The organism is Caballeronia insecticola (assembly GCF_000402035.1).
Taxonomy (GTDB): domain Bacteria; phylum Pseudomonadota; class Gammaproteobacteria; order Burkholderiales; family Burkholderiaceae; genus Caballeronia; species Caballeronia insecticola.
In genome coordinates this window covers 780,204-804,506 of sequence record NC_021289.1, presented here as the reverse complement: position 1 = coordinate 804,506, position 24,303 = coordinate 780,204, and the positions used below count along the sequence as shown (strand labels likewise).

27 protein-coding genes are annotated in these 24,303 nt (G+C 60.5%); 17 read left to right on the top strand and 10 right to left on the bottom strand.

Annotated features, from left to right (window positions below; genetic code table 11):
* The first annotated feature begins 35 nt into the window (after window positions 1-35).
* Complete coding sequence (locus BRPE64_RS32530; protein ID WP_084675873.1) at window positions 36-284, top strand: hypothetical protein; 249 nt, start codon at window positions 36-38, stop codon at window positions 282-284.
* A gap of 20 nt (window positions 285-304) precedes the next feature.
* Here BRPE64_RS32530 and BRPE64_RS28330 read toward each other — a convergent pair whose 3' ends face one another.
* The gene (locus BRPE64_RS28330; RefSeq protein ID WP_016348419.1) at window positions 305-727 is read right to left on the bottom strand and encodes a hypothetical protein; all 423 of its coding nucleotides are present in this window, start codon (window positions 725-727) and stop codon (window positions 305-307) included.
* Window positions 728-1,281: 554 nt separating this feature from the next.
* Between BRPE64_RS28330 and BRPE64_RS28325 the strand changes: the two genes are divergently transcribed.
* The 3 genes from BRPE64_RS28325 (at window position 1,282) to BRPE64_RS28315 (ending at window position 4,626) form a co-directional block, all read left to right on the top strand.
* The gene (locus tag BRPE64_RS28325) at window positions 1,282-2,037 is read left to right on the top strand and encodes a FadR/GntR family transcriptional regulator (RefSeq protein ID WP_016348418.1); all 756 of its coding nucleotides are present in this window, start codon (window positions 1,282-1,284) and stop codon (window positions 2,035-2,037) included.
* Window positions 2,038-2,689: 652 nt separating this feature from the next.
* Entirely contained in the window at window positions 2,690-3,775 is a 1,086-nt protein-coding gene (locus BRPE64_RS28320; protein WP_016348417.1) for a glycosyltransferase, read from the top strand.
* A complete protein-coding gene (locus BRPE64_RS28315) occupies window positions 3,772-4,626 on the top strand; it encodes a polysaccharide deacetylase family protein (RefSeq protein ID WP_016348416.1) in 855 nt (284 codons plus the stop codon). The genes BRPE64_RS28320 and BRPE64_RS28315 overlap by 4 nt, the downstream gene beginning before the upstream one ends.
* On the opposite strand, the gene BRPE64_RS28310 is transcribed toward BRPE64_RS28315, so the two are convergent.
* Window positions 4,623-5,450, bottom strand: coding sequence for an alpha/beta fold hydrolase (locus tag BRPE64_RS28310; RefSeq protein ID WP_016348415.1), 828 nt, complete (start codon window positions 5,448-5,450; stop codon window positions 4,623-4,625). The genes BRPE64_RS28315 and BRPE64_RS28310 overlap by 4 nt on opposite strands.
* 245 nt (window positions 5,451-5,695) lie before the next feature.
* Here BRPE64_RS28310 and BRPE64_RS28300 point away from each other — a divergent pair, with 245 nt between their 5' ends.
* Both BRPE64_RS28300 and BRPE64_RS28295 read left to right on the top strand, forming a co-directional pair.
* Window positions 5,696-6,343: a carbonic anhydrase gene (locus BRPE64_RS28300; protein ID WP_044043487.1), complete on the top strand. Its 648-nt coding sequence runs from the start codon at window positions 5,696-5,698 to the stop codon at window positions 6,341-6,343.
* A gap of 85 nt (window positions 6,344-6,428) precedes the next feature.
* Window positions 6,429-7,988 carry a SulP family inorganic anion transporter gene (locus BRPE64_RS28295; protein ID WP_051180590.1) on the top strand — a complete coding sequence of 520 codons (1,560 nt, stop codon included), beginning with the start codon at window positions 6,429-6,431 and terminating at the stop codon, window positions 7,986-7,988.
* Between the two features lie 4 nt (window positions 7,989-7,992).
* Here BRPE64_RS28295 and BRPE64_RS28290 read toward each other — a convergent pair whose 3' ends face one another.
* The 5 genes from BRPE64_RS28290 to BRPE64_RS28270 form a co-directional block, all read right to left on the bottom strand.
* Window positions 7,993-8,817 (bottom strand): anti-sigma factor family protein, encoded by an 825-nt coding sequence (locus BRPE64_RS28290; protein WP_016348411.1) that lies wholly within the window; start codon window positions 8,815-8,817, stop codon window positions 7,993-7,995.
* Window positions 8,814-9,332, bottom strand: coding sequence for an RNA polymerase sigma factor (locus tag BRPE64_RS28285; protein ID WP_016348410.1), 519 nt, complete (start codon window positions 9,330-9,332; stop codon window positions 8,814-8,816). The genes BRPE64_RS28290 and BRPE64_RS28285 overlap by 4 nt, the downstream gene beginning before the upstream one ends.
* 59 nt (window positions 9,333-9,391) lie before the next feature.
* Window positions 9,392-9,979: a hypothetical protein gene (locus BRPE64_RS28280; protein WP_016348409.1), complete on the bottom strand. Its 588-nt coding sequence runs from the start codon at window positions 9,977-9,979 to the stop codon at window positions 9,392-9,394.
* Window positions 9,980-10,081: 102 nt separating this feature from the next.
* On the bottom strand, window positions 10,082-10,750 hold the full coding sequence (locus tag BRPE64_RS28275; protein ID WP_016348408.1) for an O-methyltransferase: 669 nt from the start codon (window positions 10,748-10,750) through the stop codon (window positions 10,082-10,084).
* 116 nt (window positions 10,751-10,866) lie between these two features.
* The gene (locus BRPE64_RS28270) at window positions 10,867-12,135 is read right to left on the bottom strand and encodes a LysR family transcriptional regulator (RefSeq protein WP_016348407.1); all 1,269 of its coding nucleotides are present in this window, start codon (window positions 12,133-12,135) and stop codon (window positions 10,867-10,869) included.
* A gap of 165 nt (window positions 12,136-12,300) precedes the next feature.
* Here BRPE64_RS28270 and BRPE64_RS28265 point away from each other — a divergent pair, with 165 nt between their 5' ends.
* Window positions 12,301-12,801, top strand: a complete 501-nt coding sequence (locus tag BRPE64_RS28265; protein WP_016348406.1) for a universal stress protein — start codon at window positions 12,301-12,303, stop codon at window positions 12,799-12,801.
* A gap of 10 nt (window positions 12,802-12,811) precedes the next feature.
* Here BRPE64_RS28265 and BRPE64_RS28260 read toward each other — a convergent pair whose 3' ends face one another.
* Window positions 12,812-13,507 (bottom strand): GntR family transcriptional regulator, encoded by a 696-nt coding sequence (locus tag BRPE64_RS28260; protein ID WP_016348405.1) that lies wholly within the window; start codon window positions 13,505-13,507, stop codon window positions 12,812-12,814.
* Between the two features lie 159 nt (window positions 13,508-13,666).
* Between BRPE64_RS28260 and BRPE64_RS28255 the strand changes: the two genes are divergently transcribed.
* The 8 genes from BRPE64_RS28255 (at window position 13,667) to BRPE64_RS28220 (ending at window position 20,946) form a co-directional block, all read left to right on the top strand.
* On the top strand, window positions 13,667-14,383 hold the full coding sequence (locus tag BRPE64_RS28255) for a GntR family transcriptional regulator (RefSeq protein WP_232519311.1): 717 nt from the start codon (window positions 13,667-13,669) through the stop codon (window positions 14,381-14,383).
* Between the two features lie 244 nt (window positions 14,384-14,627).
* Window positions 14,628-15,614, top strand: a complete 987-nt coding sequence (locus BRPE64_RS28250; protein ID WP_044043486.1) for an ABC transporter substrate-binding protein — start codon at window positions 14,628-14,630, stop codon at window positions 15,612-15,614.
* A 7-nt stretch (window positions 15,615-15,621) separates the two neighbouring features.
* Entirely contained in the window at window positions 15,622-16,482 is an 861-nt protein-coding gene (locus BRPE64_RS28245; RefSeq protein WP_044043484.1) for an ABC transporter ATP-binding protein, read from the top strand.
* A complete protein-coding gene (locus BRPE64_RS28240; protein ID WP_016348401.1) occupies window positions 16,479-17,237 on the top strand; it encodes an ABC transporter permease in 759 nt (252 codons plus the stop codon). The genes BRPE64_RS28245 and BRPE64_RS28240 overlap by 4 nt, the downstream gene beginning before the upstream one ends.
* On the top strand, window positions 17,234-18,007 hold the full coding sequence (locus BRPE64_RS28235) for an ABC transporter permease (protein ID WP_044043481.1): 774 nt from the start codon (window positions 17,234-17,236) through the stop codon (window positions 18,005-18,007). Before BRPE64_RS28240 ends, BRPE64_RS28235 begins: the two co-directional genes overlap by 4 nt.
* Before the next feature lie 2 nt (window positions 18,008-18,009).
* Entirely contained in the window at window positions 18,010-19,416 is a 1,407-nt protein-coding gene (gene leuC / locus BRPE64_RS28230; RefSeq protein ID WP_016348399.1) for a 3-isopropylmalate dehydratase large subunit, read from the top strand.
* On the top strand, window positions 19,413-20,030 hold the full coding sequence (gene leuD, locus BRPE64_RS28225) for a 3-isopropylmalate dehydratase small subunit (RefSeq protein WP_016348398.1): 618 nt from the start codon (window positions 19,413-19,415) through the stop codon (window positions 20,028-20,030). The genes leuC and leuD overlap by 4 nt, the downstream gene beginning before the upstream one ends.
* A 28-nt stretch (window positions 20,031-20,058) precedes the next feature.
* Entirely contained in the window at window positions 20,059-20,946 is an 888-nt protein-coding gene (locus tag BRPE64_RS28220; protein WP_016348397.1) for an isocitrate lyase/PEP mutase family protein, read from the top strand.
* Window positions 20,947-20,959: 13 nt separating this feature from the next.
* On the opposite strand, the gene BRPE64_RS28215 is transcribed toward BRPE64_RS28220, so the two are convergent.
* Both BRPE64_RS28215 and BRPE64_RS28210 read right to left on the bottom strand, forming a co-directional pair.
* On the bottom strand, window positions 20,960-21,790 hold the full coding sequence (locus BRPE64_RS28215; protein WP_016348396.1) for a siderophore-interacting protein: 831 nt from the start codon (window positions 21,788-21,790) through the stop codon (window positions 20,960-20,962).
* 16 nt (window positions 21,791-21,806) lie between these two features.
* Window positions 21,807-22,550 carry a PadR family transcriptional regulator gene (locus tag BRPE64_RS28210; protein WP_016348395.1) on the bottom strand — a complete coding sequence of 248 codons (744 nt, stop codon included), beginning with the start codon at window positions 22,548-22,550 and terminating at the stop codon, window positions 21,807-21,809.
* Window positions 22,551-22,680: 130 nt separating this feature from the next.
* Between BRPE64_RS28210 and BRPE64_RS28205 the strand changes: the two genes are divergently transcribed.
* Both BRPE64_RS28205 and BRPE64_RS28200 read left to right on the top strand, forming a co-directional pair.
* Complete coding sequence (locus BRPE64_RS28205; RefSeq protein WP_016348394.1) at window positions 22,681-23,268, top strand: flavin reductase family protein; 588 nt, start codon at window positions 22,681-22,683, stop codon at window positions 23,266-23,268.
* A gap of 253 nt (window positions 23,269-23,521) precedes the next feature.
* Window positions 23,522-24,226 carry a hypothetical protein gene (locus BRPE64_RS28200; protein WP_016348393.1) on the top strand — a complete coding sequence of 235 codons (705 nt, stop codon included), beginning with the start codon at window positions 23,522-23,524 and terminating at the stop codon, window positions 24,224-24,226.
* Window positions 24,227-24,303: the final 77 nt, after the last annotated feature.

Genomic DNA, 24,303 nt, shown 5'->3' with positions numbered 1-24,303 from the left:
CGCGTGCCGACGCAGTTCAGCTAACGAGGTGAAATATGAAGATAGAGAAATTGGGAGCGTTACTCGCGCTCACGGCCGGCCTGACGATAGGCGGCGCGGGCGCGGCGATGGCGCAATCGGGCGGTAACGGTAATGGCGGTTCGGGCGGAGGCAACGCACACGGCGCGGCAACGGCCGCTCCCACCGTGGGAGGGGACAACACGTCGGCTCCTGGCAGCACACGCCAGGGATTTCATTCCAAGCACAAGAAGAAAGCGAAACCCGCGCCGGCCACGACTCAGTAGCCGGAGGACGTTGGCGAAGATTAGGCCGGCGTGGTTTCGATGTCGAAGTCGTCGGTGCCGAGGCGGGAGAAGATGTCGCAGACCGTGCGCATCTCCGCTTCGTCACGGATGCTCACAATCACACGTGTGATGCCGCAGAGGGTGTCCGCGTCGCCGCCGTCGGCACCGAACGTGGGGAGGATGTCGTCGCCGGAAACGTCGAGTCCGAACGGATACTCGTGCGTGTCGACTACGCCGAGATGTTCGCCGTGTCCGGCATACTCGGCCGCGATCCACTGCGTCTGCAATGCCGCGCTCTGCACCTGCGAGGAACGGAAATCGGCAAAGCCGCTCAGGCTCGCCACGCGGACCCGGTCGCCCGCAATGCCTTCCGCGCGCAAATCTTCGAGTGCTTCGTCCAGCTTGCGGGAGCCGAAAAACGCTCCTGTTACTTCACGCATCATTGCTCATCTCCTTGCCTTCAACCCACGATGCCGCGTTTTCAGTATCGCCGTGAACGCGACGGATGTGAACACGGGTGTTCACCGGTTGTCGTCTGCGAAATATAAATAGGCGCAAAGAACCGCGCGAGAGGACACATAGACGCGTGCGCTGCGACGTACCGGTGAACCGCGATGCTGGCTCGCGAGTGCGCGAGATGATGGCGAATCCAACGGATGCGGACATGGATTCGCGAGCCTGACGATGAAGCGGCTTCCCGTAATTGACGCTTACGGGCGCGGCCGACCCCCGGACTGATGCCGTCCGGAAGTCGCGTTTGCCACTTCATGCGGTACATGAACTTTACGCTGCAAGAGTTGGTTTATCAACGGTTTGGTTTGTCCCTAAACGCTTGATCCCGAAAGTTTTTTCACGGGCGAGCCGAGCGCATGGGCGGATGGGACTGAAATAGCCTGCGGTTTTATGCATTCAAAATTCCAGCACCGCCGATAGTCATCGTACAAGCTGAACCGCGCCCTATAATGAGCGATCGAGCACAATCACGATCGGCCTTTCAATGTCCCAAGCACTCTCGTCCGGCGCGCTGCGCCGCTCGCGCAATCTCACCGAGGAAGTCGTCGCCGAGTTGTCGGAGCGGATTCGCAGCGGCGCGCTTCAGCCCGGCGACAAGCTGCCGACGGAATCGGAAATCATGGCGCAGCTCGGCGTGAGCCGCACGGTCGTGCGCGAATCCATTTCGCGTCTGCAGGCCGGGCGCCTCGTGCAGACGCGTCATGGCATCGGTACTTTCGTGCTCGAACCGGTAGATCAGGATCGCTTTCAGATCGAAGCCGCGGGCGAACTTACCGTGCGCGACGTCATGGCGATTCTCGAACTGCGCATTAGCCTCGAAGCGGAGGCGGCGGGCCTCGCCGCCATGCGTCGCACCGACGAGAATCTCGCGCAGATGCGTCGCGCACTCGACGAATTCGAAAGACTGATCGAAGCGGGCGAAGGGAACGCGGTTGCCGCCGACGTCGCTTTTCATCTGGAACTCGCCAAGGCGACGGGTAATCGTTACTTCCACAGCATCCTGAGCCAACTTGGCAACACGATCATTCCGCGCACGCGCGTCAATTCCGCCGCGCTCGCGCATAACGATCCGGGCAGCTATCTCGACCGCGTGAATCGCGAGCACGAAGACATCTACGATGCGATCGAGCGACGCGACCCGGAGGCCGCGCGCGCGGCTATGCGCATGCATCTCTCGAACAGTCGGGAGCGCTTGAGGCGTGCGCACGAGGCGTCGTCGAAGATGCAGGATGCGGGGTGAGTTGCTAGCCTTTTCCCTTTATTTCCTTCTAGTCAGGCTGCCGTCTTAGGTTAAGGACGGCAATTTGCTAAGCCAAGGACCTGCGGGGCGTTGACGGCCTCAGTTCCTGATGGCCGAGCGCATCCGCATGTCGTGCGCTCATAGTCCTGCTCTCGGATAGTCCTTCTGTCCAATCTTCGTCTAATGCCATATTGAAGAGATAACGTTTGCGCGCCTATAAGCTTAGTGAATGTGCTTAGGTGTCTTAAACAAGTATTACTTCAAAGCGGTTCGCGCCAATAGCATTTCCGCTCAATTCTTTAGCGAACGCTTAACGGTCCCTAGCCGACCCTTAGCAAAATCCCTAAAAAAGAATCGTCGCTAAGCAGTCAACCAAACGCTTACCTGGGCCGTTAGCGCGAGAGGTCATCCCGGCCACCCAGCCGAATCACGCCAGGCAACCGTGAATGAATATTGATTGGCAGACTTCGCGTCCCGCCAGGCAATGCGCAATCACGGCACTTGCAAGTCCGTCGTTTGTGAACCTCAAGCCTCGTTCTGAGGCTGATTAAATCCCTTTAATTTCCCTTACAAAGAAACGAGGGAAGAAAGGCATTCGAATTATTACCAAATATTTCCGGAGCGATGCTACCGGCGAGTGTGGAGACCAGGTTTGAAGATCTTGCATAGCGAGTCATCGAAAGGTTGGGGCGGCCAGGAGATTCGCACGTTGAAAGAGATGGTCGCCATGCGTGAATGCGGCCATACCGTCGAGCTGATCTGTCCGCGCGATGCGCGAATCGGGCTACGTTGCGCGGAGCATGGATTCACCGTCCATCACGCGCGCATGCGTAGCGGCGGCGACATGCATTCGATGCTGCACATCAAGGCGCTGTTGCGTCATCGCGCTTTCGACGTGCTCAACACGCATAGCGGCCACGATTCGCTTGTCGCCGGCTCGGCGGCGCGTCTGGCGCGAACACCGCTTATCGTACGCACGCGGCATCTTGCCTTGCCTATCAGTTCGCTCGCGACCTATACGTGGATTCCGCATCGCGTGATCGCGGTGAGTCATTACGTTCGTCGCTATCTGATTTCGGCAGGCGTGGCCGAGAAACGTGTTCAGACCATCCATGATGGCATCGTTAAACCTGAGCCCGTCGCGCATTCGACGCTGCGTGCAGAGTTAGGTCTTGGTAACGATGCGCTCATCGCTTGCATGGTCGCGATCATGCGTGACGAAAAAGGTCATGAAGATCTGATCGCGGCGGTGCGTCCGCTTCTGGAGTCGCATCCTGACTTTCACGTCGTGATGGCGGGCGATGGTCCGGCTTTCGAACGCATCAAAGGGATTGTCGAAGGCGCCGGCATCGCGGGGCGCATCCATCTGCTTGGCTTTCGCACCGACGTGCCGAACATCTTTCGCGGCAGTGATTTTTTCGTGTTGCCGACGCATCAGGAAGCGCTGGGGCAGGCCTTCATTGAAGCGATGGCTGCGGGCTTGCCGGTGATCGGCACGCACGTCGATGGTGTGCCCGAATTGATCGAGAACGATGTCAACGGTTTGCTCGTGCAGCCGCGTGATCCGGTTTCGCTGCGTGCGGCGATTGCGCGCATGATCGACGAACCGGAATTGCGGCAGCGGTTGCGCAGCGAGAGCCTGCGCATTCTGGAGCGTGGCTTCACGGTGAGCGACATGGCGTATGAAACGGTGCTCTTTTACCGACGCGCCTTGCATGAGCGAGGACATCGCCGATGAATAAGCGTAACGCGCGCGCCGTGCCCGTGCTGATGTATCACCACGTCAGCACGTCGCCCGGCATGATCACCGTGAAGCCCGAGCATTTCGCGGCACAGATGGAGTATCTTGCAAGCGCAGGCTATCGCACGATCGGATCTGCGCAGCTTGCCGCTTTCTTGCGCGGCGAAGAAGTGCCCGCAAAATCGATCGTCATCACGTTCGACGATGGTTATCTCGACAACTGGGTCCACGCACATCCCGTGCTGCAAAGGCATGGCTTCACGGCGCTATGCTTTCTCGTAAGCAGCTGGCCGGGTGAGGGCGGCGTGCGTCCGAATGCGTCGCATGCGAGGACTGAGTTTCCACGCTTGCTGGATCATCGCGCAGGCGAAGTCGCAATCGAAAACGGCCGCACCGACGATGTCATTTTGCGCTGGTCCGAGATCGATGCGATGCGCGAAGCCGGCACGTTCGAGTTTCACAGTCACACCCATACGCATGTGCGCTGGGATCAGGTTACGGCATCGACTGTCGAAAAGCGCGCGCGCCTGCAAGACGATTTGGGCGCGGCGCGGAAAGTCCTGCGAGCACGCCTGGGCGAAGCGTCCGATCATTTGTGCTGGCCGCAAGGCTATTACGACGACGACTATCGCGAAGTCGCCTTAAACGCCGGCTTTCGCCATTTCTATACGTGTCATACGGGCACGAATGTCGGCGCGGATCCGCTCGAACGAAATGCGTCCGCCGATGCCGAGCGAACCATCAAGCGGCTGGAAGTGCGCGATCGGCCGGCGTCGTGGCTTGCGTCGCGTTTATGGGTGCATACGCGGCCTGCGATTAGCCGCGCTTATCTGCGCGTCAAGCGTTAGTCGCGATCCATCGTCACGAATGCAGCGATGGCGTCGTTCACTGCATCGCTTGCATCGCGATGCGGTGAATGCCCGCATTGCGACAGCTTGACGAGACGCGTGTGCGGAACAGCCGCCTTGATCTTGTCGATCTGAAGCATCGACGCGTATTCGTCGTCGTGTCCCTGAATTGCAAGCAGCGGACGGCGGATTGCCGCGATCTCGTCCGTGATATCCCAATGCAGAAAGGCGGGATTCAGCCACGCATCGTTCCAGCCATAGAATGCCGAATCGACGTCATCGTGATAAGAGCGCAGCTTGTCTCTAAGCGTCGTGCTCTCATAGGCGATTCTCGTCTCCTTGATCGCCTCGACGGTCTCCGCTTCGACGAATACATGCGGCGCCATGATCGCAAGGCCGGCCAGCGCGTCAGGAAACGCACTTGCATAGAGCAAGGCGATCGTACCGCCATCGCTATGACCGATGAGCCACATGCGTGAGCGCTCCCCTTCGTCGATGCCGACGGCGTCGAGCAAGGCGGGCAACACATCGCGGGCCTGATGATGCAGAAACGTCACTGGCCACTGTTCATTCGGCGAGCGCGGCGTCGAACGTCCGTATCCTAGTCGTGAATAGACGAACCCCCGGCATTGCAACCGGTCACACAACGCTTGCGGCCATCTTTTCCATAGCTCGATCGAGCCCAGACCTTCGTGCAGAAATACAGCGATGGGCGCATCGATCCGTTCGGGATTGAGCCATCGATATTCGATCCGCACCGTATTCGGCCCGTCGTTCAATTCGGCAAATCGTGTCGCGTCGACGCTTGCTGCTTGATCGTTCATGATTTTTTTCGTGCGCTGCCTTGAGCAAAAGACGAGCGCAAAGATTAACAGACGCGACGACCGCGCCAGGCAACGGCTAAACAAGAAGACCGCATGCATCATTTGCGTGCATGCGATGAATAAAAAAGTCGATTTTTTTCTCTGGACGTGCCCGAACTTTTTCTGCGAAAGTAATTCGTAAGGAACGCACTCGTTGATATGCGAATGCGTCCCTTTTTTGGATATACCGTTCTGGAGAAGAATGCATGAATAGACCCAAACGCATGCTGTTGGAAAACATTTCCTGGGCGCGCGAAGCTGCGCATGCCGATGCCCAATTTTTTCCACGATTAGCGCAGGTGCAAAGCCCCAAAGTATTGTGGATCGGCTGCTCGGATAGCCGCGTCCCTGCCGAAACAATTACGAACGCTAATCCTGGCGATCTTTTCGTTCATCGCAATATCGCCAATCTATTTTCGCCCTCCGATGACAACACGATGAGCGTGCTGGAATACGCGGTGCGCGTGCTGAAAGTCGATCACGTGATCGTGTGCGGCCACTATGGATGTGGCGGCGTGCGCGCGTCACTGCTGCCTTTGTCGAGCGACTTGCCGCACGTGAATCGCCGGATCGCGCCGTTGTGTGCGCTAAGCGAGCGGCATCGCGAAGAGCTCGAATCCTTCACCGAACTCGATGCGCGCGCAAATCGCCTTGCCGAAATGAACGTGCTGGAGCAAGTGCGTTTATTGCGGCAGACCGCCATCGTGCGCGATCGCGACGAGCCTCCGCTTGTGCATGGCTGGATCTTCGGTCTTCATGACGGCCACATCAACGTGCTGGCCTCCGGCTATGACCATGCACGCAAGACGAAGGACGACGCGCGCCTGACGCACGCATCGCTCGAAGCGGTCTAAAGCGCTTCCTTTTCACTCGATTGTCATGCATGCGATGTCGCTCACGCGACGCTCGCAGGTCTTAACTCGTCCCGAGAAAAAATTCATGAATTCCGCTAACCGCATGAACGCTTTGCCGCGCGATTTATTCGCGGGCACAGTCGTGTTTCTCGTTGCGATGCCGTTATGTCTAGGCATTGCCAATGCTTCGGGCGTCGAACCCTTTGCCGGGCTATTGTCCGGGATCATCGGCGGTCTTGTCGTCGCGTTGCTGAGCGGCTCGCACTTGAGCGTGAGCGGCCCGGCGGCAGGCTTGATCGTGATCGTCGTCGACGGTATAAGCGGCCTCGGCAGTTTCTCCGCGTTTCTATTGGCCGTGCTGCTTTCGGGCGCGATCCAGTTCGGCTTCGGCATGTTGAAGGCAGGGCGCTTTGCCGCTTACGTACCTTCGTCGGTCATTAAAGGCATGCTCGCGGCCATCGGCCTTTTGCTCGTCATCAAGCAGATTCCGCTTGCCGCGGGTTTCGCCAATGAAGGCGCACCGGCAGCAAGCGGTCCGGGCATGCTAAGCACGTCGTTCGGCCCGGTATCGATGGCGGCGTGCGCGGTCGCTGTCGTATCGCTGGCCATGCTGGCAGGCTGGGAAACGCGCGCGCTGCGTCGCTTCAAGTGGGTGCGCGCAGTGCCTGCACCGCTTGCGGTGGTCGCGTTCGGCATCGGCGTGACGCTGCTGCTCGACAGGTTCGCACCGGGCTTTGCGCCGCCCGCGCAACATCGCGTAGCCTTGCCGTCGCTTGAATCGTTTGGCGCATTTACGGATGCGCTTGCTTTGCCGAATTTTTCCCAGTTCGTCAATCCCGATGTATGGCGGCTTGCCCTGACGCTTGCGATCGTTGCGAGTCTGGAGACGCTTCTTAGCCTGGAAGCGGTCGAGCAACTCGATCCTAAAAAGCGCGCGGCACATCCTGATCGCGAATTGAAGGCACAGGGTATCGGCAACATGATGGCCGGCGCGATCGGTGCATTGCCGATTACGTCTGTCATCGTGCGTAGCTCGGCGAACGTGCATGCGGGCGCACAGAGCCGCTGGTCGTCGTTCGTGCATGGCGCGCTTTTGCTCGCGAGCGTGTTTGCGCTGACGAGCGTCATCAACCTGATTCCGCTTGCGTGTCTCGCGGCCATCCTGATCTTTACGGGTCTCAAGCTCGCCAAGCCCTCGTTGTTCGCAGCCGTTGCGAAGCAGGGCATGGAACGCTTTGCGCCGTTCGTTACGACCATCGCGGGCGTATTGCTAACCGATCTGCTCATCGGTATTTTGCTTGGCATCGCGTGCAGTCTCGCGCTTGCCGTGCGCGCCAACCTTAAGCGCCCGATCACGATCGCGCAGCATGACGACCACTACCTTCTATCGTTTCGCAAGGACGTATCGTTTCTTGGCAAGGTGACGCTTAAACATCATCTGCGCGCAATTCCGGATGGCGCGACGGTAATCGTCGATGCATCGAGAGCGGATTACATCGACCCGGACGTGCGCGAGGAAATCGAGAAATTCGTCGACGCAGCGCCAGCGCGTGGCATGCATGTGGAATGCAGAAAGCTGCCGGGCGTCTTAGCGCCGCGCGGCCGATGGCTCGGTCTCGCGAGACAGCGCATGACATCGGAGTGAGTGCTCAACCTGGCGTCGATGGCGTCAGTTGGGCATAGACATCGTGCGCGACTTCAAGCATCACGTTGCGATCGATACCGCCCGACACTGCATACGCGAAATCGCCATCGATCCAGTAGAAGACGTTCACCGGTCCGTCCTGATAGAGCTTGAACGCAGTCGTGTTGGTGCTTGTTTTGCGATGAGAAATGCATAGCGTGACGCGCTCGCCCTTGGCATCGCGATACATGAACTGCGCGACCGGTCCATTGTCGCCGGGAAGTATGCGTCCGCCCATTAGTTCAAAGCCGCTCCTTGTGAGCATGGGCGGATGCACATCGGTGCCGAGCTTGTTCAACAGATATTGAACGAAGTCCTGCTCGCGGTCCTTGCCGATATCGACGGGCCGATCGACCGCCGGCATATACACGACATGCGCGATCGCGGCCTGACGCGCCATGCCTTCGGCGCCGTCCGCGCTCGCTAAGCGTGTATTCGATATGCCGGTTCCCGGCAACGACATCGCGTCCTTGCCCATGTTCATGCCGACGCCTATACCGACGCCCGCAACCAGTGCCGCGGCCATGCCGGCGAATTGCGGCCAGTTCGCGGCGCTAAACCAGCGTGGCTTCCTGAGCGTGCGCAGACGCGCGGGCACGGGTTCGTTAAGCACGCGATCATACCGTTCATGAAACATGTTATTGAGCGAGAAATAATCGCTTACGCGCGCGGCTAACGCGGGATTGAGTTCGATCGCTCGCTCGACTTGCGCGCGGCGTTCAGCCGAGAGCACGCCGTCGACATAGGCGTGAATGTCTTCTTCGCTGATCGGAGTTTGTGGGTCGTTCATCGCACCACCTTCAACTTCGCATCGGGCTGAGTGCCCGCCATCAACGCGCGCAGCCGTTCGCGTCCGCGAGACAGGCGCGACATCACGGTGCCCATGGGAATATCGAGCGCGATCGCCACCTCCGCATAACTCATCTCTTCGAGGCCGACGAGAAGAACGACCTCGCGCTGCTCGGCGGGCAAACGCTGCAATGCAAAGTCGAGATCGCGCACTTCAAGTGAGCGGATCTGATTGGCCGACACGGTGAACTCGCGCTCACGCATGACGTCGTCGTCGATGGAGACGTGCGCCGCGCGCGCGGAAGCCTTGCGTATCTGATTGACGAACACGTTATGCATGATAGTAAAGAGCCACGCGCGCAGATCGGTTCCCGCTTCGAACATCCCAATACGCAACAGGGCGCGCTCGATCGTGTCTTGCACGAGATCGTCGGCGAGTTCCCGATTGTTCAGCAGCGCGCGCGCATAGCGCCGCAATCTGGGAATGTGCTCCTTCAGTTCGTCGCGGATGTCCATTGGCTTAGCCGTCGTATGAGGCGCGGGCATTGAAGGTAATGAACAAGGACGCGCGCATTTTATTCCGCTCTTTGTGATGTCATCGTCAAAGCATCGGCGGCTCGCATGAGTCCGTGCGTGGCGGCGTGTCCGGCAAGCACGTATCGCTTTCCGTCCGTCGCCCATGTCAGCAGGCGAATATCGCCCACGCGCTGTGCGCTCCAATGCGGTTGCTCGCTTGCAAAGGGCGCGCGCGCCGCAAGCAGAATGACGGTTTCGCCGTCGGCATTCCGATAATCGAATTCGTCGATATGGGCGAAGGGGCCTGCTTGCCTCGTCTTCGTCGCAACGAGTTCCAGGCCGACCGGCGTCAGTTCGACGAAGTGAGGGTTGTGCGAGACGAGCGGCGGCACATGCGCAATGCTTTGATTCGATGCGTCCAGCAAAGCCATGACGGCGGATGCATGGAGCATGTGCGCGGATACATGCGTGGCGGCGCACCAGCCGGAGACCGCCAACGCCGCGCACACGCCGAGCAGAATATTGCGTAGCGCGTTTCTTAGCCTCAGGCGCTTGTCGCGCGATGCATGCAGTCGAACTTCGGCGACTTGCGCAAGGTTACCAACGGCGAAAGCCTGAATGTCTCGCTTGGTGAGCGGCTTGTTCATGTCGGCGCATCGGATTGAGTGTTCTTTATGCGCTAACAGGCTAAGCGGGCGTTTTATTCCCGTGACACGACAAATATTTCTTCAGACAATGCCAACGATTCTTCAATCGGCGACGATCGAAAGCGAAAAGCCGTCCCAGCCTTTGCTGCCTACCGTTTGAAGCGCGGTCGATGAAAGGCGCGGGCTGGTCGCCAGCATGTCGAGAAAGGCACGCACGCCGATCACGTCGGGATCGGTGCTATTGGTCTCTGCCACGCGGCCGCCGCGGATCACGTTGTCCGCGAGAATCACCGTGCCGGGGCGACTCAGACGCAGCGCCAAAGTCAGGTACGTCGGATAGGTTTGCTTGTCGGCGTCGAGAAAGATGAAATCGAATGGCGGGATACCGTCGCGTATAAATGATTCGAGCGTATCGACCGCGTCTCCGACGATCACCGAAACCACACCGGACAAACCTGCGCGCTCGATATTTTTTCGCGCAACGTCGGCATGTCGTTCGACAGCTTCGAGCGTGAGCAACGTTCCGTTGGCAGGCAAAGCGCGTGCAAGCCAGATCGTGCTGTAACCGCCGAGCGTGCCGATTTCCAGAATACGCCGTGCGCCGCGCAAGCGAGCCAGCATGTGCAGCAACTTGCCCTGATTCGGTGCGACGTTGATAGCGGGCAGGCCTGCGTGCGCGCTTTCCCGCAAGGCGGCTTCGAGCGCTTCATCCGGTGCTTGCGTACGCTCGCACAAGTATTCGTCCATCGCGATCCATTGCTGCTCGTTCATCGACTCTCCTCAAGCGGGTAAGCGAAGTGATGACCACACATTACCGCACCTCGGCGAGCCCACACAATATGCTTTGGCGCGATAAACAAATCAGATGGCCAGACACGCACCACGTATCAAACCGCGCTCTTTGCGATGCTCGCCGATTCGCGGCGCATCGTGTGACCGAGTTCATCGACGGTGAGACGGATCGCATCGATCATCGCTCTCGCCGCCGGCGACGGCGTGCCGCCCGCGCGCAGCGTCAGGCCGATTTCACGCCGCGATCCTTGCATGGCGATGTCGAGCACCACGAGTTGCCCGGCTTCGCACTCGTAGTGAAGTTGTTGTGCGGATACGGCGGCGAGCATGTCCGTATGCATCAACAAACCGCGAATGACTGCAAGGTCGGCGGTTTCGACGGTCGGCATCGGCGGCTTGAGCTTCGCTCGCTTGAATTGCGCCTCAAACATGCCGCGCGCGGGTGCGTGGCTGCGCGGCAAAATCCATTGCGCGGATATCAGGTCCTTGAGCGACAGTCCGTCCTTATCGGCGAGCGGATGTCCGCGCCGTGCAAGCACCACGATTTCCTCCGACATGAGACGTTCGTTGATGAGTCCGCTCGACACATCGTTCTGGCGCAGCGCACCAAGCACGAAGTCGATGTCGCCGGCACGCAGTCCCGCGACGAGCGTTTCATACGCGCTCTCGTCGGTCACGATGCGCACGCCCGGATATCGGGCCGCCACGCGCGCTATCGCCCCCGGCAGGATCAAGGTTCGGCCAAGCGGCAGCGCGCCCACCGTCACGTAACCTTGAATCGTGCCGCGCAAAGCGGCGAGATCGTCGGGAATGTGCCTGAGTTCATTGAGCGCGCGGCGCACGTGCAATACGAAGGTTTCGCCTTCGCTCGTGAGCAAAAGTCCGCGCGGGCTGCGATAAAACAATTGCATGCCCGCGCCCGTCTCCATGATGCGGATCGCGCTGCTCACCGCAGGCTGACTGAGCCCAAGCGTCTGAGCCGCGCTCGGCATGTGACGATGACGCGCGAGCGCCGAAAAGAGTTGCAGACGCCGCGTGTTGAGCAGAAAGGCGGGCAATGCTCCACCCGTTGCGGTCCGACGGCGCGACTGGCGCGCCGAGCACCACTGCGCCAGTTCTTCGAGTTCCGCGAAAATCCGTTGGCAACGCAACAGCACTGCGCGGCCTGCTGGCGTCGGCAACATTCCTGATGGACGGCGTTCCAGCAGGGTCTCGCCGACGGCTGCTTCGAGTTCCTGCAGCGAACGTGTGACCGCCGATTGCGCGCGAAAAAGCGCGGCCGCGGCGCGCGTGGCGCTGCCCGTTTGCGCAACGAGCCGGAACGCGCGCAAGTAAGCGAGATTGAGCAGTTCGCGATTGTCCATATACAAGGCGCGTGTGTGCGAGAGCTATCGAATTGATTTATCGCATCGTAACGCTTTAGGGCGAGCGCGCTCAGATTTCCCTAATTCTTCACGCCGATCATGACGTCATGCAAGAACGAAACGCGTCATCGATGAGACGCCATCAAATGATCGGAGGGTAACGCCATGTACCAGCACATTCTCGTCGCCGTGGGACCGAGCTTTAGCGAAGCCGCTTTGTCGACCGCCATCGAGCGCGCACGCGACTGCAACGCGCGTCTCACCCTGTTACACGTGATCGTTTCGTCGCCGTGGTGGTCTGGCTGGCAAGCGGACAGCCTTTGCGATACGCCTGCGATCGTCAATCGATTCGCGCTTACGATTCGTCGAAACTGCGAGAAGATGCTGCAATGCGCGGGCATGCGGGCCGAATGGCGGACCCGCACGCTGCCCGGCAGTGGGCGCAGCATCGGCCGCGTGATTGCCAAAGAGGCCGAACGTCTCGACGCCGATCTGGTCGTGCTCGGCGCGAGCAAGAGCGTGTTCTTCAACGTGGGTCTGACTCATGTGCGCAACGTCGTATGTCGAAATACGGATCGGGAAGTGCTGATCGCTTCGGAACGCGGCGTTGTGAACGCGCACGTGATCGAAATGCGGGATGCGCCTTCGCATTCGTATCACGCGTGAAGCCGCGCGCTTAGACGTCGAGAATCCTGAATCGCTGCAATGTTTCGATCTGCATCGTGAGATTGCGTGTGCGATTTTCGCGGCAGAGCGTTTGAGCCGTTTGCGCATCGCCTTGCCGCAAAGCATCGATGACCGCGCGCAGACTCTTGGCCTGCGACTCGTCCAGCGGAATGAGCCGCAGCGTCGATTCTCGGGCGCGGCGCACCTGATCTGAACATTCGCCGACAATCTGTACGAGGCGCGGATTCTCGCTCAGTTCGACGAGACGCACATAAAACGATTCGTGCGCGTTAGCCCACGCATCCCGATCGTCTTTAGCAAAGGCGCGGTCCATTTCGTTGCACGCCTTTTCAAGCGTCTTCAACTCTCTTGCGCCGGGCTTTCGGGCCGCGACGGCCACCGCGGCTGTCGCTTCAAGACTCGTTTGCACTTGAAACGCTTCTTCGATATCCGCCATGGAAATATTCCGCACGCGCACGCCGTGGCGCGGAACAATCAGTACCAGACGCTCGTTCTGCAGACGAATCAACGCCTCGCGCACGGGTGTGCGGCTCACGCCGAATAAGTGAACGAGCTCCTGTTCAAGCATTTGCGTTCCTGGCCGCAATTCATTGCTCAGGATTTTTTCCCGCAACGCTAGATAAACTGTGTCGGTCGATTTCTCGCGCGGCTTGATGATCGCTTCGGCGGTCGGGGCTGGAGCCATGATGGGCGTTCCGATAACGTTGCCGTCGATGCACGGAGTGCCTTCATTATATGAAAAGAAAATTCGATGTATCGCTCAATGTATGCACTGATGCATAGCCGCAGGTTCGGATGCGATGTACCATCGGCGGCAATGCTGCGCTTCAAAGGGGGTTCGAGCATGGACGAGCGCGTCAAAGCAGTAACGAGCGAAAGGCTTGCCGACGAGACTAAACCCGCCAGACGCAACACGACCGAGCTGGCCTATCGCGAGCTGCGGCGCAGGATTATCGAAAGCGAGCTTACGCCGGGGTCGTATCTGCTCGAGCAGGAATTAGGGCTCATGCTCGGCTTCAGTCGCACCCCAATTCGCGAGGCTGCGCTGCGTTTGCAAGGCGAAGGCCTCGTGCAGATCGTGCCCCGTCATGGCATTCGTATCGTTCCCACTTCCATATCGGACATCAAGCACATTTATCAGGTGCTGATCAGCCTTGAATCGACGGCGGCGGCACTCGTCGCGGGCATGACAGGCGCTGATCTCACGCCGCTCGTGGATGCATGCAAGACCATGACCGATGCGTTCGAGCGCGGCGATATGCTCGCCTGGGCCGCCGCCGACGAGGTCTTTCATGAAACGCTCGTGACCATGAGCGGCAATGCGCGCCTGCGCGGCATCGTCATGAATTGCCGCGACCAGGTGCATCGCGTGCGGCGCTTTACGCAGATGGTCAAGCCGCATCCGCAACCGCTCAAGTCGATCGAGGAGCATTACGCCATCATCGACGCCATGCGTTGCGGCGATGCAGCGAAGGCAAGCGATCTATATCGCGCACATCGCGAGCGGGGCTGGCGCAACCAGACTAACGTGCTGCAGCAATACGGCATTCAGCAAGCCTAAGCCGCCCTAAAAAAAGGTCTTAGCGGCGCGCGACACGCGGGTATATACGCCCATCGAAAATCTGGACTTTAGCGAATTTAATGCATACATTAACTTGCACGGTTATCCGATACGACCGTGCAAGCGATGCAATCAGCGTGCAATCGCTTAGCCGAAACAAGGTCAGAGAAAGTCCATAAAACGAAGTGCGGCCGCACGCGTCGGGCATGTTGCGAGACCGCCGATCATGCATGGAGACGCCTACATGTTTTCGCTTGGAAAGGTCGGGAGAATCGCGCGCAGTGTTTGCTTGCTTGCTTTAGTGAGTGCCGCGAGTGTGCAGGCCGCGCCGCTCACGGTCACGCACTGGGGCGACGGCATGTACGGCGTTCCCTTCGCAGTCGCAATGGAAAAGGGCTATTTCAAGGAAGAAGGCGTGGACGTGACGGGCTTCATCACGTCTGAAGGCGGCGGCACAACGGTGCGCAATGCGATGGCCTCCGAGATTCCTTACGGCGAGGTCGCGCTGCCCGCGGCAATCTCTGCGGTCAAGCAAGGCGTCGATCTGACCATCGTGCATGGCGGCGTGCAGAGTCTGGCCGATCTCGTGTGGGTCGAGCTGAAGAACGGCACGATCACCAATATTCAGCAGATGAAGGGCAAGACAATCGGCTATAGCAGCCCGAAATCGACGACCGATACAGTCGTGACGATCGCGCTCGATCGCGCGGGCCTGACGGGGCAAGTGCAGCGCAAGCCGGTTGGCAGTTCGAGCGGCATGCTGACATCGCTGCAACAGGGCGCGGTCGATGTGGCCTACATGACCGAACCATCCTATAGCGCGAAGAAAGATCAGTTGCGCATTGCGTTCCGTTCGATGGATATCGTGCCGAACGAAACGCAGACGGTCGGCATCGTGCGCACGGATTATCTGAAGGCACATCCCGAAGTGATACGCGGCATCATCAAGGCGCGACGCAAGGCGGTGCAATACATCGCCGCGCACCGCGAGGAATCGGCGCAGATCCTGGCGAAGCAATACAAGATGGAACCGGCCGTAGCCGCATCGGCGATCAATAACGTGCTCGACTCCGATCCGAAGTACTGGAGCGAAGGCAGCTTCGATCGCAAAGGCATGGAGGAAGTGCTCAAGGGCCTGATTCTCGTGAAGGCGATTCCCGAAGGTCCGTTCGACTGGTCGAAGATCGTCGATGAATCGCTGTTGCCCGCCGATCTGCAAACCAAGAAGTGAGGCCGCGATGAGTGTGTTGTCACGTCGCACGAAAATATCGGTCGTATCGCGCGATACCGGGTCGCAAGACGCGGAGCGCGTGCAGGCGCGTTTGACCGATGTCACGCGCATCTATCCGGATGCGTCCGGCAAGGCGCCGTTTCATGCACTCGGCCCCGTGAGTCTCGAATTGCGTGCGGGTGAGTTCTTCTCGGTCGTGGGCCCATCCGGATGCGGCAAATCCACCTTGCTCGATGTGCTCGCCGGCTTGAATCCCGCGAGCGGCGGCACGGTCGAGTTCGAAGGGCAGCCTGTGGGGCGTGAAGTGCCCGATGGCGTCGCGGTCGTCTTTCAGGAGGACGCAAGCTTTCCCTGGCTCAACGTGTTCGACAACGCAGCCTTTGCCGCGCGTCGTGCGGGCGTGCCTGAAAGCGAAGTACGTGAACGCGTCGATCATGCGCTGTCGTTCATGGGGTTGAAGTCGTTCGCACGCGCTTATCCCGCGCAGCTCTCGGGCGGCATGCGTCAGCGCGTGTGCATCGCGCGTGCGATGGTCGTGCGTCCGCGTCTCATGCTGCTCGATGAACCCTTTGGCGCGCTCGATCAGCAAACGCGTCTTCTGATGGGCGATGAAACGCTCAAGCTCTGGCGCGATACCGGCGCGACCGTCATGTTGATTACGCATTCCATCGACGAGGCCGTGCTGTTGTCGGATCGCATCGGCGTGATGTCCGCGTGTCCGGGACGTTTTATCGCAACGATAGAGACGGGCTGGTCGCGACTGCGCGACAGCAAGATCGCGCTCGACGCACGTTTCGGCGAACTCACCGCACAAGTGTGGGGCTTGCTGCGCGATGAGGCATTGAAGGCGTTGGGGAGCCAATCGTGAATCAGGCGGCGCGCTGGCGCATCGGGCTTGTCGTTGCAATGCTCGTGTTGCTCGAGATCGCGACGCGTCTTGCGTGGATCAATCCTGTGTCGTTCATTCCGCCTTCGCGCATGGCCGTGAGCGCATGGGACATCCTGACGTCGGGCCAGTTCACCGTGGATATCGTGCAGACGCTCAGCAGCGCATTGCTGGCGGTGGTGCTGGCGGTGATCGTCGGGTTCATTGGCGGCGTGCTGCTGTTCAGGTTGCCGCGTCTGCGTCGCGTGCTCGATCCGTTGTTGCTCTCGTATTACGCGGTGCCGGTGTTCGTGCTGTATCCGATTCTTATCGTGATCTTCGGGCTGAATCGCTGGCCGCTCGTTGGTATCGGCTTCCTGTTCGCTGTCGTGGCGATGGCGGTGAACACGCTCAACGGACTCGAACGCGTACCGCGCGTGCTGCTGCGTACCGCGCGCGTATGCCGCATGAGCGCGCTCGATGAAATCCGCCTCATTACATTGCCGGCGAGCCTGCCGTTCGTCTTCACGGGCATCAAGCTGACCGTGGTGTATGCGTTCATCGCAGTGGTGGCGGGCGAGTTCGTGTTGTCGGGTTCCGGCTTCGGTTATCAGATCGCGTTCGCCTACAACGCATTCGATAACCCGACGATGTACGGCCTCATGGTCTTGATGCTGGTCTTCGTCACGACGATCAACGGCCTGCTGCGCCAGGCCGAAAGGCGTCTGTACCGGCGCATCAGAAGGGAGGCGGCATGACCGTCGTCGTTACGCATACGGCGAGACCTCGGCACACGCGGCGCTGGATGGACGCGCTCGTGCTGATCGTCGTGCTCGTCGCGTTGTGGCAGGGCTTGAGCGAAATGCTCGGACCCGATGTGCTCACGACGCCCGCGCGCACCGTGCAGCGAGCGCTGCATATCGTGAGCGATGTGGACTTTCCTCAGAGCCTCTATGTGACATCGCTCGCGTTTGCCTCGGCGTTTGCGATTTCAGCCATCGCCGGCGTCTGCCTGGGCTTGCTGCTCGGCTCGCGACGCATGGCCGGCGACGTCATGGAGCCGCTCATGATGGGCTTCTATTCGATTCCGAAGGTCACGCTCTATCCGGTCGTGCTGCTCGCATGCGGCCTCGGCCTGTGGGCGAAGATCGTCTTCGGCGTGATGCACGGCATCGTGCCGATCACGCTGTTCACGATGAACGCCGTGCGCAACATGCCGCCCATCTATGCGCGTGCGGCAAGAACGTATCGCATGAGCCCCGGCGCTTTCGCGCGCCACGTGCTGCTGCCCGCATGCGTGCCGGAAGTCGTCGCGGGCTTGCGCATCGGCTTTTCGCTGACCTTGCTCGGCACGTTGATCGGCGAGATGTTCGCGTCGCAGAGCGGCATCGGCAGATTGCTGATGATCGCGATGAACCGCAACGAAACCAGCACGATCATGGCGCTCGCGCTGATGCTCTTCGTCTTCGCAACGCTCGTCAATCTGCTGTTCCTTGCATGGCAGCGTCATCTCACGCATAGCGACTGATCATGAAAACACTCTTCGACAAGCTGTGGGACAGTCACGTCATCGCGCATCTTGCGGGCGGCGCCGATCTGCTTCAGGTGGACCGTCATCTGATGCACGAACTGACCGGCGTCGAAGCAGTACGCGTGCTGGAGCGGCGCGGCCTCGGCATCGATAGCCCCGCGCTCACGTTCGCCACGCTCGATCATGTGATCTCTACGTTGCCCGGCCGCCGCGCGGGCGATGCGGACTGGAGCACCGAAATGGTCGATGCGATGCGCACGCAGATGACGCATCACGCCATTCCTATCTTCGACATCGGTGCGGCGGGCCAGCAAGGCATCGTGCATGTGATCGGACCGGAGCTTGGACTCTCGCTGCCAGGCACATCCATCGTCTGCGCGGACAGTCACACCTGCACGCACGGCGCGATGGGCGCACTCGCGTTCGGCATCGGCTCGACGGAGGTCGTGCATGTGCTGGCCACGCAAACCATCCGGCAGAAGCGGCCGAAAACGATGCGCGTGCTTTTCGATGGCCGCGTGCGCGAAGGCGTGAGCGCGAAGGACATGATCCTGTATGTGATCGGCAAGATCGGCGCGGCCGGCGGCACGGGCTACGCGGTTGAATATGCGGGCGAGGCGATCGAAGCGTTGTCGATGGAAGGACGGCTCACGTTGTGCAACCTCAGCATTGAACTGGGCGCGAAGTTCGGCCTCGTAGCGCCGGACGAGACCACGTTCGCTTATCTGCGCGGCAAGCCGTATGCGCCGCAAGGCGAACTGTTCGATCGCGCTGTCGCAGACTGGAGATCGCTCGCGACGGACGAGGGCGCACACTTCGATCGCGAAGTGGTTGTCGATGCAGCGGCGATTCGCGTGCAGGTCACGTGGGGCACGAGCCCCGAGCACGTTATCGCGCTCGACGAAGCGATTCCCGATCCCGCGGCGCTGACCGACGAGTCGCGTCGCAATGCGGCGCAAGGCGCAATCGACTACATGGGCGTGCGCGCGGGACAGCATCTCGAGGAACTGGCCGTGGACCGCGTGTTCATCGGTTCGTGCACCAACAGCCGCATCGAGGACTTGCGCATGGCGGCGCGCGTCGTCGATGGTCATCATGTCGCGCGCAACGTGAAGGCGTGGGTCGTGCCCGGTTCGCTCACGGTTGCGCGGCAGGCGCATGAAGAAGGACTCGACGACATCTTTCGCGCGGCAGGCTTCGAATGGCGCGAGCCGGGCTGCTCGATGTGCGTCGGCGCGAACGGCGATGTCGTCGGGCGCGGTGAGCGTTGCGTATCGACGTCGAATCGCAATTTCGTCGGCAGGCAAGGGCCCGGCGCGCGCACGCATCTCGCGAGTCCGGCCGTTGCTGCAGCAAGCGCGCTTGCGGGACATATCGCCGCGCCGCACACGGGAGCATCGCAATGAAGGCCGTTACGACGATCACGGGGCCGGCTGCGCCGCTCTTGCGCGATAACATCGATACCGACCTCATCATTCGCATCGAACGCATCTCGCAACTCAAGCGCGGACAACTCGGACCTTATCTGCTCGAAACGCTGCGTTATCGCGGCGATGGCCCGGCAAGCGGCGAGCGCGAAGACTTCGTGCTCAACCGTCCCGAGTTTCGTCAAGCCTGCACCGTGCTCGGCGGCACGAACTTCGGTTGCGGAAGCTCGCGTGAAATGGCGGTATGGGCGCTCGAAGAAGCGGGCATCCGCTGCGTGATCGCACCTTCGTTCGGCGACATCTTCTACAACAACTGTCTGCAAAACGGCTTGCTGCCGGTGCGGCTCGACGCAAACGAAATTGCGCGTATCGCCGATGCCTCGCGCGATGGCGCGCATGTCGAAGTCGATCTGCGCGCGCTCGAAATTCGCGCACCAAAGCTCGACGCGATTCCCTTCGAATTCGATGCAGCGCAACGCGAAGCATTGCTCGAAGGACTCGACGAGATCGACCAGACGCGCCGCATGAGCGAGCAGATTGCGCAATTCCGCGCCGCTGACCGCAATGCGCGTTGCTGGGCCTATTTGAACTGACTTGTTTCGAATCTTCCGGAGACTCATCTTGACCCGTTCCGCACGCTTTCGCGAGTTGTTCAAGGAAGGTCCTTTCGTCTGCATGGGCGCGCACGACGCCATCACCGCGATGCTGGCCGAGCAGGCGGGCGCGAAGTCCATCTATGTGTCGGGCTTCGTCGCGTCGGGCGTGGTCGCGGGACAACCGGATGTCGGCGTGTTGTCGCAAACGGAGATGTTCGAGCACATCCGCCGCATTTGCCGCGTGACGTCGGTGCCTATTTTCGCCGATGCCGACACAGGCTACGGCGGCATCCTCGATGTTCAGCGCACCATGCGCCTATGGGAAGAAGCGGGCGCATCCGTGTTGCATCTGGAAGATCAGGCGCTGCCGAAGAAATGCGGCCACTATGCGGGCAAGCAGCTCGTATCGAAAGAAGAGATGGTGCTCAAGTTGCGCGCAATGATCGAAGCGCGCCGCGATCCGGATTTCTTCATCGTCGCGCGCACCGATGCAATAGCGGTAACAGGTATCGACGATGCCATCGCGCGCCTCGAAGCCTATGCGCACGCGGGCGCGGACGGACTCTATGCCGATGCACCGGAGAGTCTCGAACACATGCGCGAACTCACGCGCCGTTTGAAGCCGCTCGGCAAGCCGATTCTTTTCAATCAGGCGCGCACGGGAAAAAGCCCTTACGTGTCGATGCAGGAAGCCTACGAAATAGGCTTCGATTACACGTTGAGCCCCATCGAGCCGATGCTTGCAATGCATAAGGCCGTGAAGGACATGCTGGCCATATTCATGCGCGAAGGCACGACCGACTCCATCGCCGATCGCCTGACGCCGTTCGAGGAGTACAACCGTTTCGTCGGACTCGATCGTGCAATGGAAATCGAAAAGCGCTTTGCGAGCGGCGTGCAATCCAAGACTTAATGCACAAGCGCGATCAACCGTCGATGGTTTCGTGCACGCCTTGTTCGCCGCGCTTCCAGTATGCGGACGCGCGAATGCGCCGCTTGTCGATGCCGCGTTCCGTGCATAGCAACTGCCGCACCGCGCGCATGAGCGTGGCTTCGCCCGCAGCCCAGACATAGCCTTCGCCTTCGGGCACGAACGTCTCGCGCAACGCGAGCAGCAGCGCGCCGCCCGGATGCTCGCTCTCGTTGCGATAACGCCATTGCGCATAGAGATCGGCGCGCGTGTCGAATTCGATGCGCGCCGATTGATCGGCCACTTCGATCAGCGTCGCGACGCGCGTGCCTTCCGGCAACTCTTCAAGACGACGCGCGATGGCGGGCAACGCGGTTTCATCGCCGATCATCAGATGCCAGTCGAATTGCGTGGGAATCACAAACGATCCGCGCGGCCCGCCGATGCCGAGATACTGGCCCGGCTTCGCTTGCGCGGCCCACGCCGTTGCGGGACCGGCTTCATGCAGCGCGAATTCGATATCGAGTTCACGCGTCGCGCGATCATGACGGCGCGGCGTGAAATCGCGCGCGATCGGGCGCGGCTTCGACGGATCGAACACAGGGCCATCGGGACCGGCTTGCGGGATGGCGGGCATCGACTCGCCGGGCTGCGGAAAGAAGAGCTTCACGTGATCGTCGAATGAAGCGCTGACGAAGTCTTCGAGATCGTCGCCGGTGAAGGTTACGCGCACGAAATGCGGATTGAGCGCCTGTACGCGCTTCACTTGCAGCAGGCGAAACTTGAGCGCATGACGCACGCGCGTGACATCCAGATCGGGCCGGTCTTGCAGGATGGAATTGGTCATCGTGTAAGGCTCCTTCTCACGCCTGTTTCGGCGGGGGGGTCTGTTCGATTTCAGCGGTCGCGCGAAAGAGGATCGCGGCGATGCGGCGCTGTTCGTCGGGCGATGCATCGGTACGCAATAGCAGCGCTTTCTTCATCGCGCGGCGCGCTGAAATCAATTCGGCGACCCAGCCGCTGTCGCCGGATGTGTCGTCGGTGTCCTCGCCCATGTAGGCGCGGCGCACGAGGTCCATCTTGCGGGCGAAGTGCGTGAGCTTCGCGAGCATGATGTCCACGCGTTCGCGATTGCTCGCGAGATAGTCGCGGCCCGCATCCGAAAGCGCATAACGCTTGCGGTTTCCTTCGAGTTCGACGGTCGTATAGCCAAGCTCTTCGAGATAGGTGAGCGCGGGATACACCATGCCCGGACTCGGCGTATAGAAACCGTTCGAACGATCTTCCAGCGCCTTGATGAGTTCGTAGCCGTGACGCGGTGCTTCCGCGAGCAGGGCGAGGAGCAGCAGTTGGAGGTCGTCGGAGGAAAACTTGCGGCCGCGCGGCATGCCGTCTTCGCCGCCGAATCCACCCATGCCGCCCATGCCGCCGCCCATCCCACCCATGCCGCCGGGGCCGCCGCCATGACGATGGCGGCCGTTCATGCCCCAGCGCTCGAACGCCAGGCGTTCCGCCCATTCGGGGGCGCCGAAAGGAAAATCAAAACCGAAGGCGCGAAAACCGGCTTCACGCGCACGTTGAAAGCAACGGGATTTCATGGTGAACACTCCAGATATGTCGTAAAACATATCTAAAGATATATATCGTAAGAGTGTCTGTCAAGACGATTTTTGCGATGCGCGCGTCCGGGCGCGTGCGCCTAGAATCACGCGAATCGTCCCTTTCATTGGAAATCGAATGAGCCACTTCCTTCCCGTCAAGCTGGAACACGCCAGCCGCCTCATCAATCATGGTCCGACGGTGCTCGTTACGAGCGCGCACGGCGGCCGCCGCAATGTCATGGCAGCGGCGTGGTCGATGCCCGTCGAGTTCACGCCGCCGCGCATCGCCGTCGTGATCGACAAGAGCACGTACACGCGCGAGCTTGCCGCCGCGAGCGGAACGTTCGGCATCTGCGTGCCGGGCTACGCGATGATGGATCTGACCTACGCGGTCGGTTCGTCGAGCGGGCGCGACATCGACAAGTTCGAGGCCTTCGGCATCGATACGGTGGAGGGGCCGGTGCTGAAACTGCCGCTCATCGAGACGAATTGCGCGGCGTGGCTGGAGTGCAGGCTCATCGACGAGAAGCATACGGAAGACGCCTACGACACCTGTTTTGCCGAAGTCATCGCGGCCGCCGCCGATGCGCGCGTGTTCTCGAACGGCCACTGGACGCTCGACGATTCGAATCAGCCGCTGCACACGCTTCATCATCTGGGCGCGGGCAAGTTCGCGCGCGCTTCGTCGATGGAGCAGGCCCGGCCGATCACGCCCGCCGTCTAGAGCATTCGTTCCAGCCCGCAAACAACGGGCTAAAGATTTCCCTTTCCTCAGTCGATATAGAGAGACGTCGATCGCGAAAGTCCGGCAGGCTATTCGCGGCGACGCTTTCGATCCCGCGATCCGTTCCACGAAATCGGACGCGGGCGATAGATGGGCGAGAACGGCTCTCGTAACCTTTACTGCGGCGCGAATGACGCGTCGTGGAGTGGGCGCGTCGAGGACCGATCGCACCATCGGGGAACAGGGGTGCGGTATGAAGCAACGTTTTTCAGTCTTGCGGTTTCTGGTTTATCTCGTCGGCTTTACCAGCCTGCTTGTGTTGAGGCTCGTCGTCTCGCCCGACGGGCAAAGCGGCATGACGACCTATCTCGCATGCGTGGCGGCGCCCGCGGCGGGATATATGGTCTATTACGCGTCGTCGGCAGGCTATCTGCGCAATCTGATGAGCGGCGTCGTCGTGTATCTGGCGCTCGGCGCCGTGGTGGCCGCGTGTCCGCCATTCGTGCTCTTGCTCGCATTCTGGACGCTCACGGGGCTCGTGAAGCAGCGGCGCGCACTGCTGCTCTATGCGCTCGCGAGCATCGCGCTCTTCGTCCTGATCTTTCCGATGCCGTTCGCGCAGCGCATCGGCATGCCCGAACTCGCGGGTGCGCCGGCGGCCATCGCCTATCTGGGCTTTGCGATCGCGTGGTCCGTGTGGGCGTCGCGCAGCCCGTTACGGCTCGGCCTCTTCAAGTCTTCCACGATGCTGCTCGCCGTGCCGTTGATCGCATCGTTCGTCGCGCTCGTCGGCGGCGGCATGTTGAGCCGTCCGGAGCGGCGCGTCCGCAATTCGATGATGCGCGCCCGCAAGGCGATGACGCTGGCGCTGCCATCGCCAACACAGGCGCAGACGCGCCCGGCCGCTCCAGCAATCTCCGTGGGCGAGTTGATGCAGCCGATGACCGTGGCGGACTGAACCGCCTGCCGCGCTCGTCGCGGCATGGCATTTTGCATAACGCACTTTGCATCCAAAATGCCACGACGTTGCATCGT

Excerpts from the sequence above, each read along its gene's own strand:
- BRPE64_RS32530 (WP_084675873.1), top strand. The coding sequence starts at position 36 with ATGAAGATAGAGAAATTGGGAGCGTTACTCGCGCTCACGGCCGGCCTG.
- BRPE64_RS28330 (WP_016348419.1), bottom strand. The coding sequence starts at position 727 with ATGATGCGTGAAGTAACAGGAGCGTTTTTCGGCTCCCGCAAGCTGGAC.
- BRPE64_RS28325 (WP_016348418.1), top strand. The coding sequence starts at position 1,282 with ATGTCCCAAGCACTCTCGTCCGGCGCGCTGCGCCGCTCGCGCAATCTC.
- BRPE64_RS28315 (WP_016348416.1), top strand. The coding sequence starts at position 3,772 with ATGAATAAGCGTAACGCGCGCGCCGTGCCCGTGCTGATGTATCACCAC.
- BRPE64_RS28310 (WP_016348415.1), bottom strand. The coding sequence starts at position 5,450 with ATGAACGATCAAGCAGCAAGCGTCGACGCGACACGATTTGCCGAATTG.
- BRPE64_RS28300 (WP_044043487.1), top strand. The coding sequence starts at position 5,696 with ATGAATAGACCCAAACGCATGCTGTTGGAAAACATTTCCTGGGCGCGC.
- BRPE64_RS28295 (WP_051180590.1), top strand. The coding sequence starts at position 6,429 with ATGAATTCCGCTAACCGCATGAACGCTTTGCCGCGCGATTTATTCGCG.
- BRPE64_RS28290 (WP_016348411.1), bottom strand. The coding sequence starts at position 8,817 with ATGAACGACCCACAAACTCCGATCAGCGAAGAAGACATTCACGCCTAT.
- BRPE64_RS28285 (WP_016348410.1), bottom strand. The coding sequence starts at position 9,332 with ATGGACATCCGCGACGAACTGAAGGAGCACATTCCCAGATTGCGGCGC.
- BRPE64_RS28280 (WP_016348409.1), bottom strand. The coding sequence starts at position 9,979 with ATGAACAAGCCGCTCACCAAGCGAGACATTCAGGCTTTCGCCGTTGGT.
- BRPE64_RS28275 (WP_016348408.1), bottom strand. The coding sequence starts at position 10,750 with ATGAACGAGCAGCAATGGATCGCGATGGACGAATACTTGTGCGAGCGT.
- BRPE64_RS28270 (WP_016348407.1), bottom strand. The coding sequence starts at position 12,135 with ATGGACAATCGCGAACTGCTCAATCTCGCTTACTTGCGCGCGTTCCGG.
- BRPE64_RS28265 (WP_016348406.1), top strand. The coding sequence starts at position 12,301 with ATGTACCAGCACATTCTCGTCGCCGTGGGACCGAGCTTTAGCGAAGCC.
- BRPE64_RS28260 (WP_016348405.1), bottom strand. The coding sequence starts at position 13,507 with ATGGCTCCAGCCCCGACCGCCGAAGCGATCATCAAGCCGCGCGAGAAA.
- BRPE64_RS28255 (WP_232519311.1), top strand. The coding sequence starts at position 13,667 with ATGGACGAGCGCGTCAAAGCAGTAACGAGCGAAAGGCTTGCCGACGAG.
- BRPE64_RS28250 (WP_044043486.1), top strand. The coding sequence starts at position 14,628 with ATGTTTTCGCTTGGAAAGGTCGGGAGAATCGCGCGCAGTGTTTGCTTG.
- BRPE64_RS28245 (WP_044043484.1), top strand. The coding sequence starts at position 15,622 with ATGAGTGTGTTGTCACGTCGCACGAAAATATCGGTCGTATCGCGCGAT.
- BRPE64_RS28235 (WP_044043481.1), top strand. The coding sequence starts at position 17,234 with ATGACCGTCGTCGTTACGCATACGGCGAGACCTCGGCACACGCGGCGC.
- leuC (WP_016348399.1), top strand. The coding sequence starts at position 18,010 with ATGAAAACACTCTTCGACAAGCTGTGGGACAGTCACGTCATCGCGCAT.
- leuD (WP_016348398.1), top strand. The coding sequence starts at position 19,413 with ATGAAGGCCGTTACGACGATCACGGGGCCGGCTGCGCCGCTCTTGCGC.
- BRPE64_RS28215 (WP_016348396.1), bottom strand. The coding sequence starts at position 21,790 with ATGACCAATTCCATCCTGCAAGACCGGCCCGATCTGGATGTCACGCGC.
- BRPE64_RS28205 (WP_016348394.1), top strand. The coding sequence starts at position 22,681 with ATGAGCCACTTCCTTCCCGTCAAGCTGGAACACGCCAGCCGCCTCATC.
- BRPE64_RS28200 (WP_016348393.1), top strand. The coding sequence starts at position 23,522 with ATGAAGCAACGTTTTTCAGTCTTGCGGTTTCTGGTTTATCTCGTCGGC.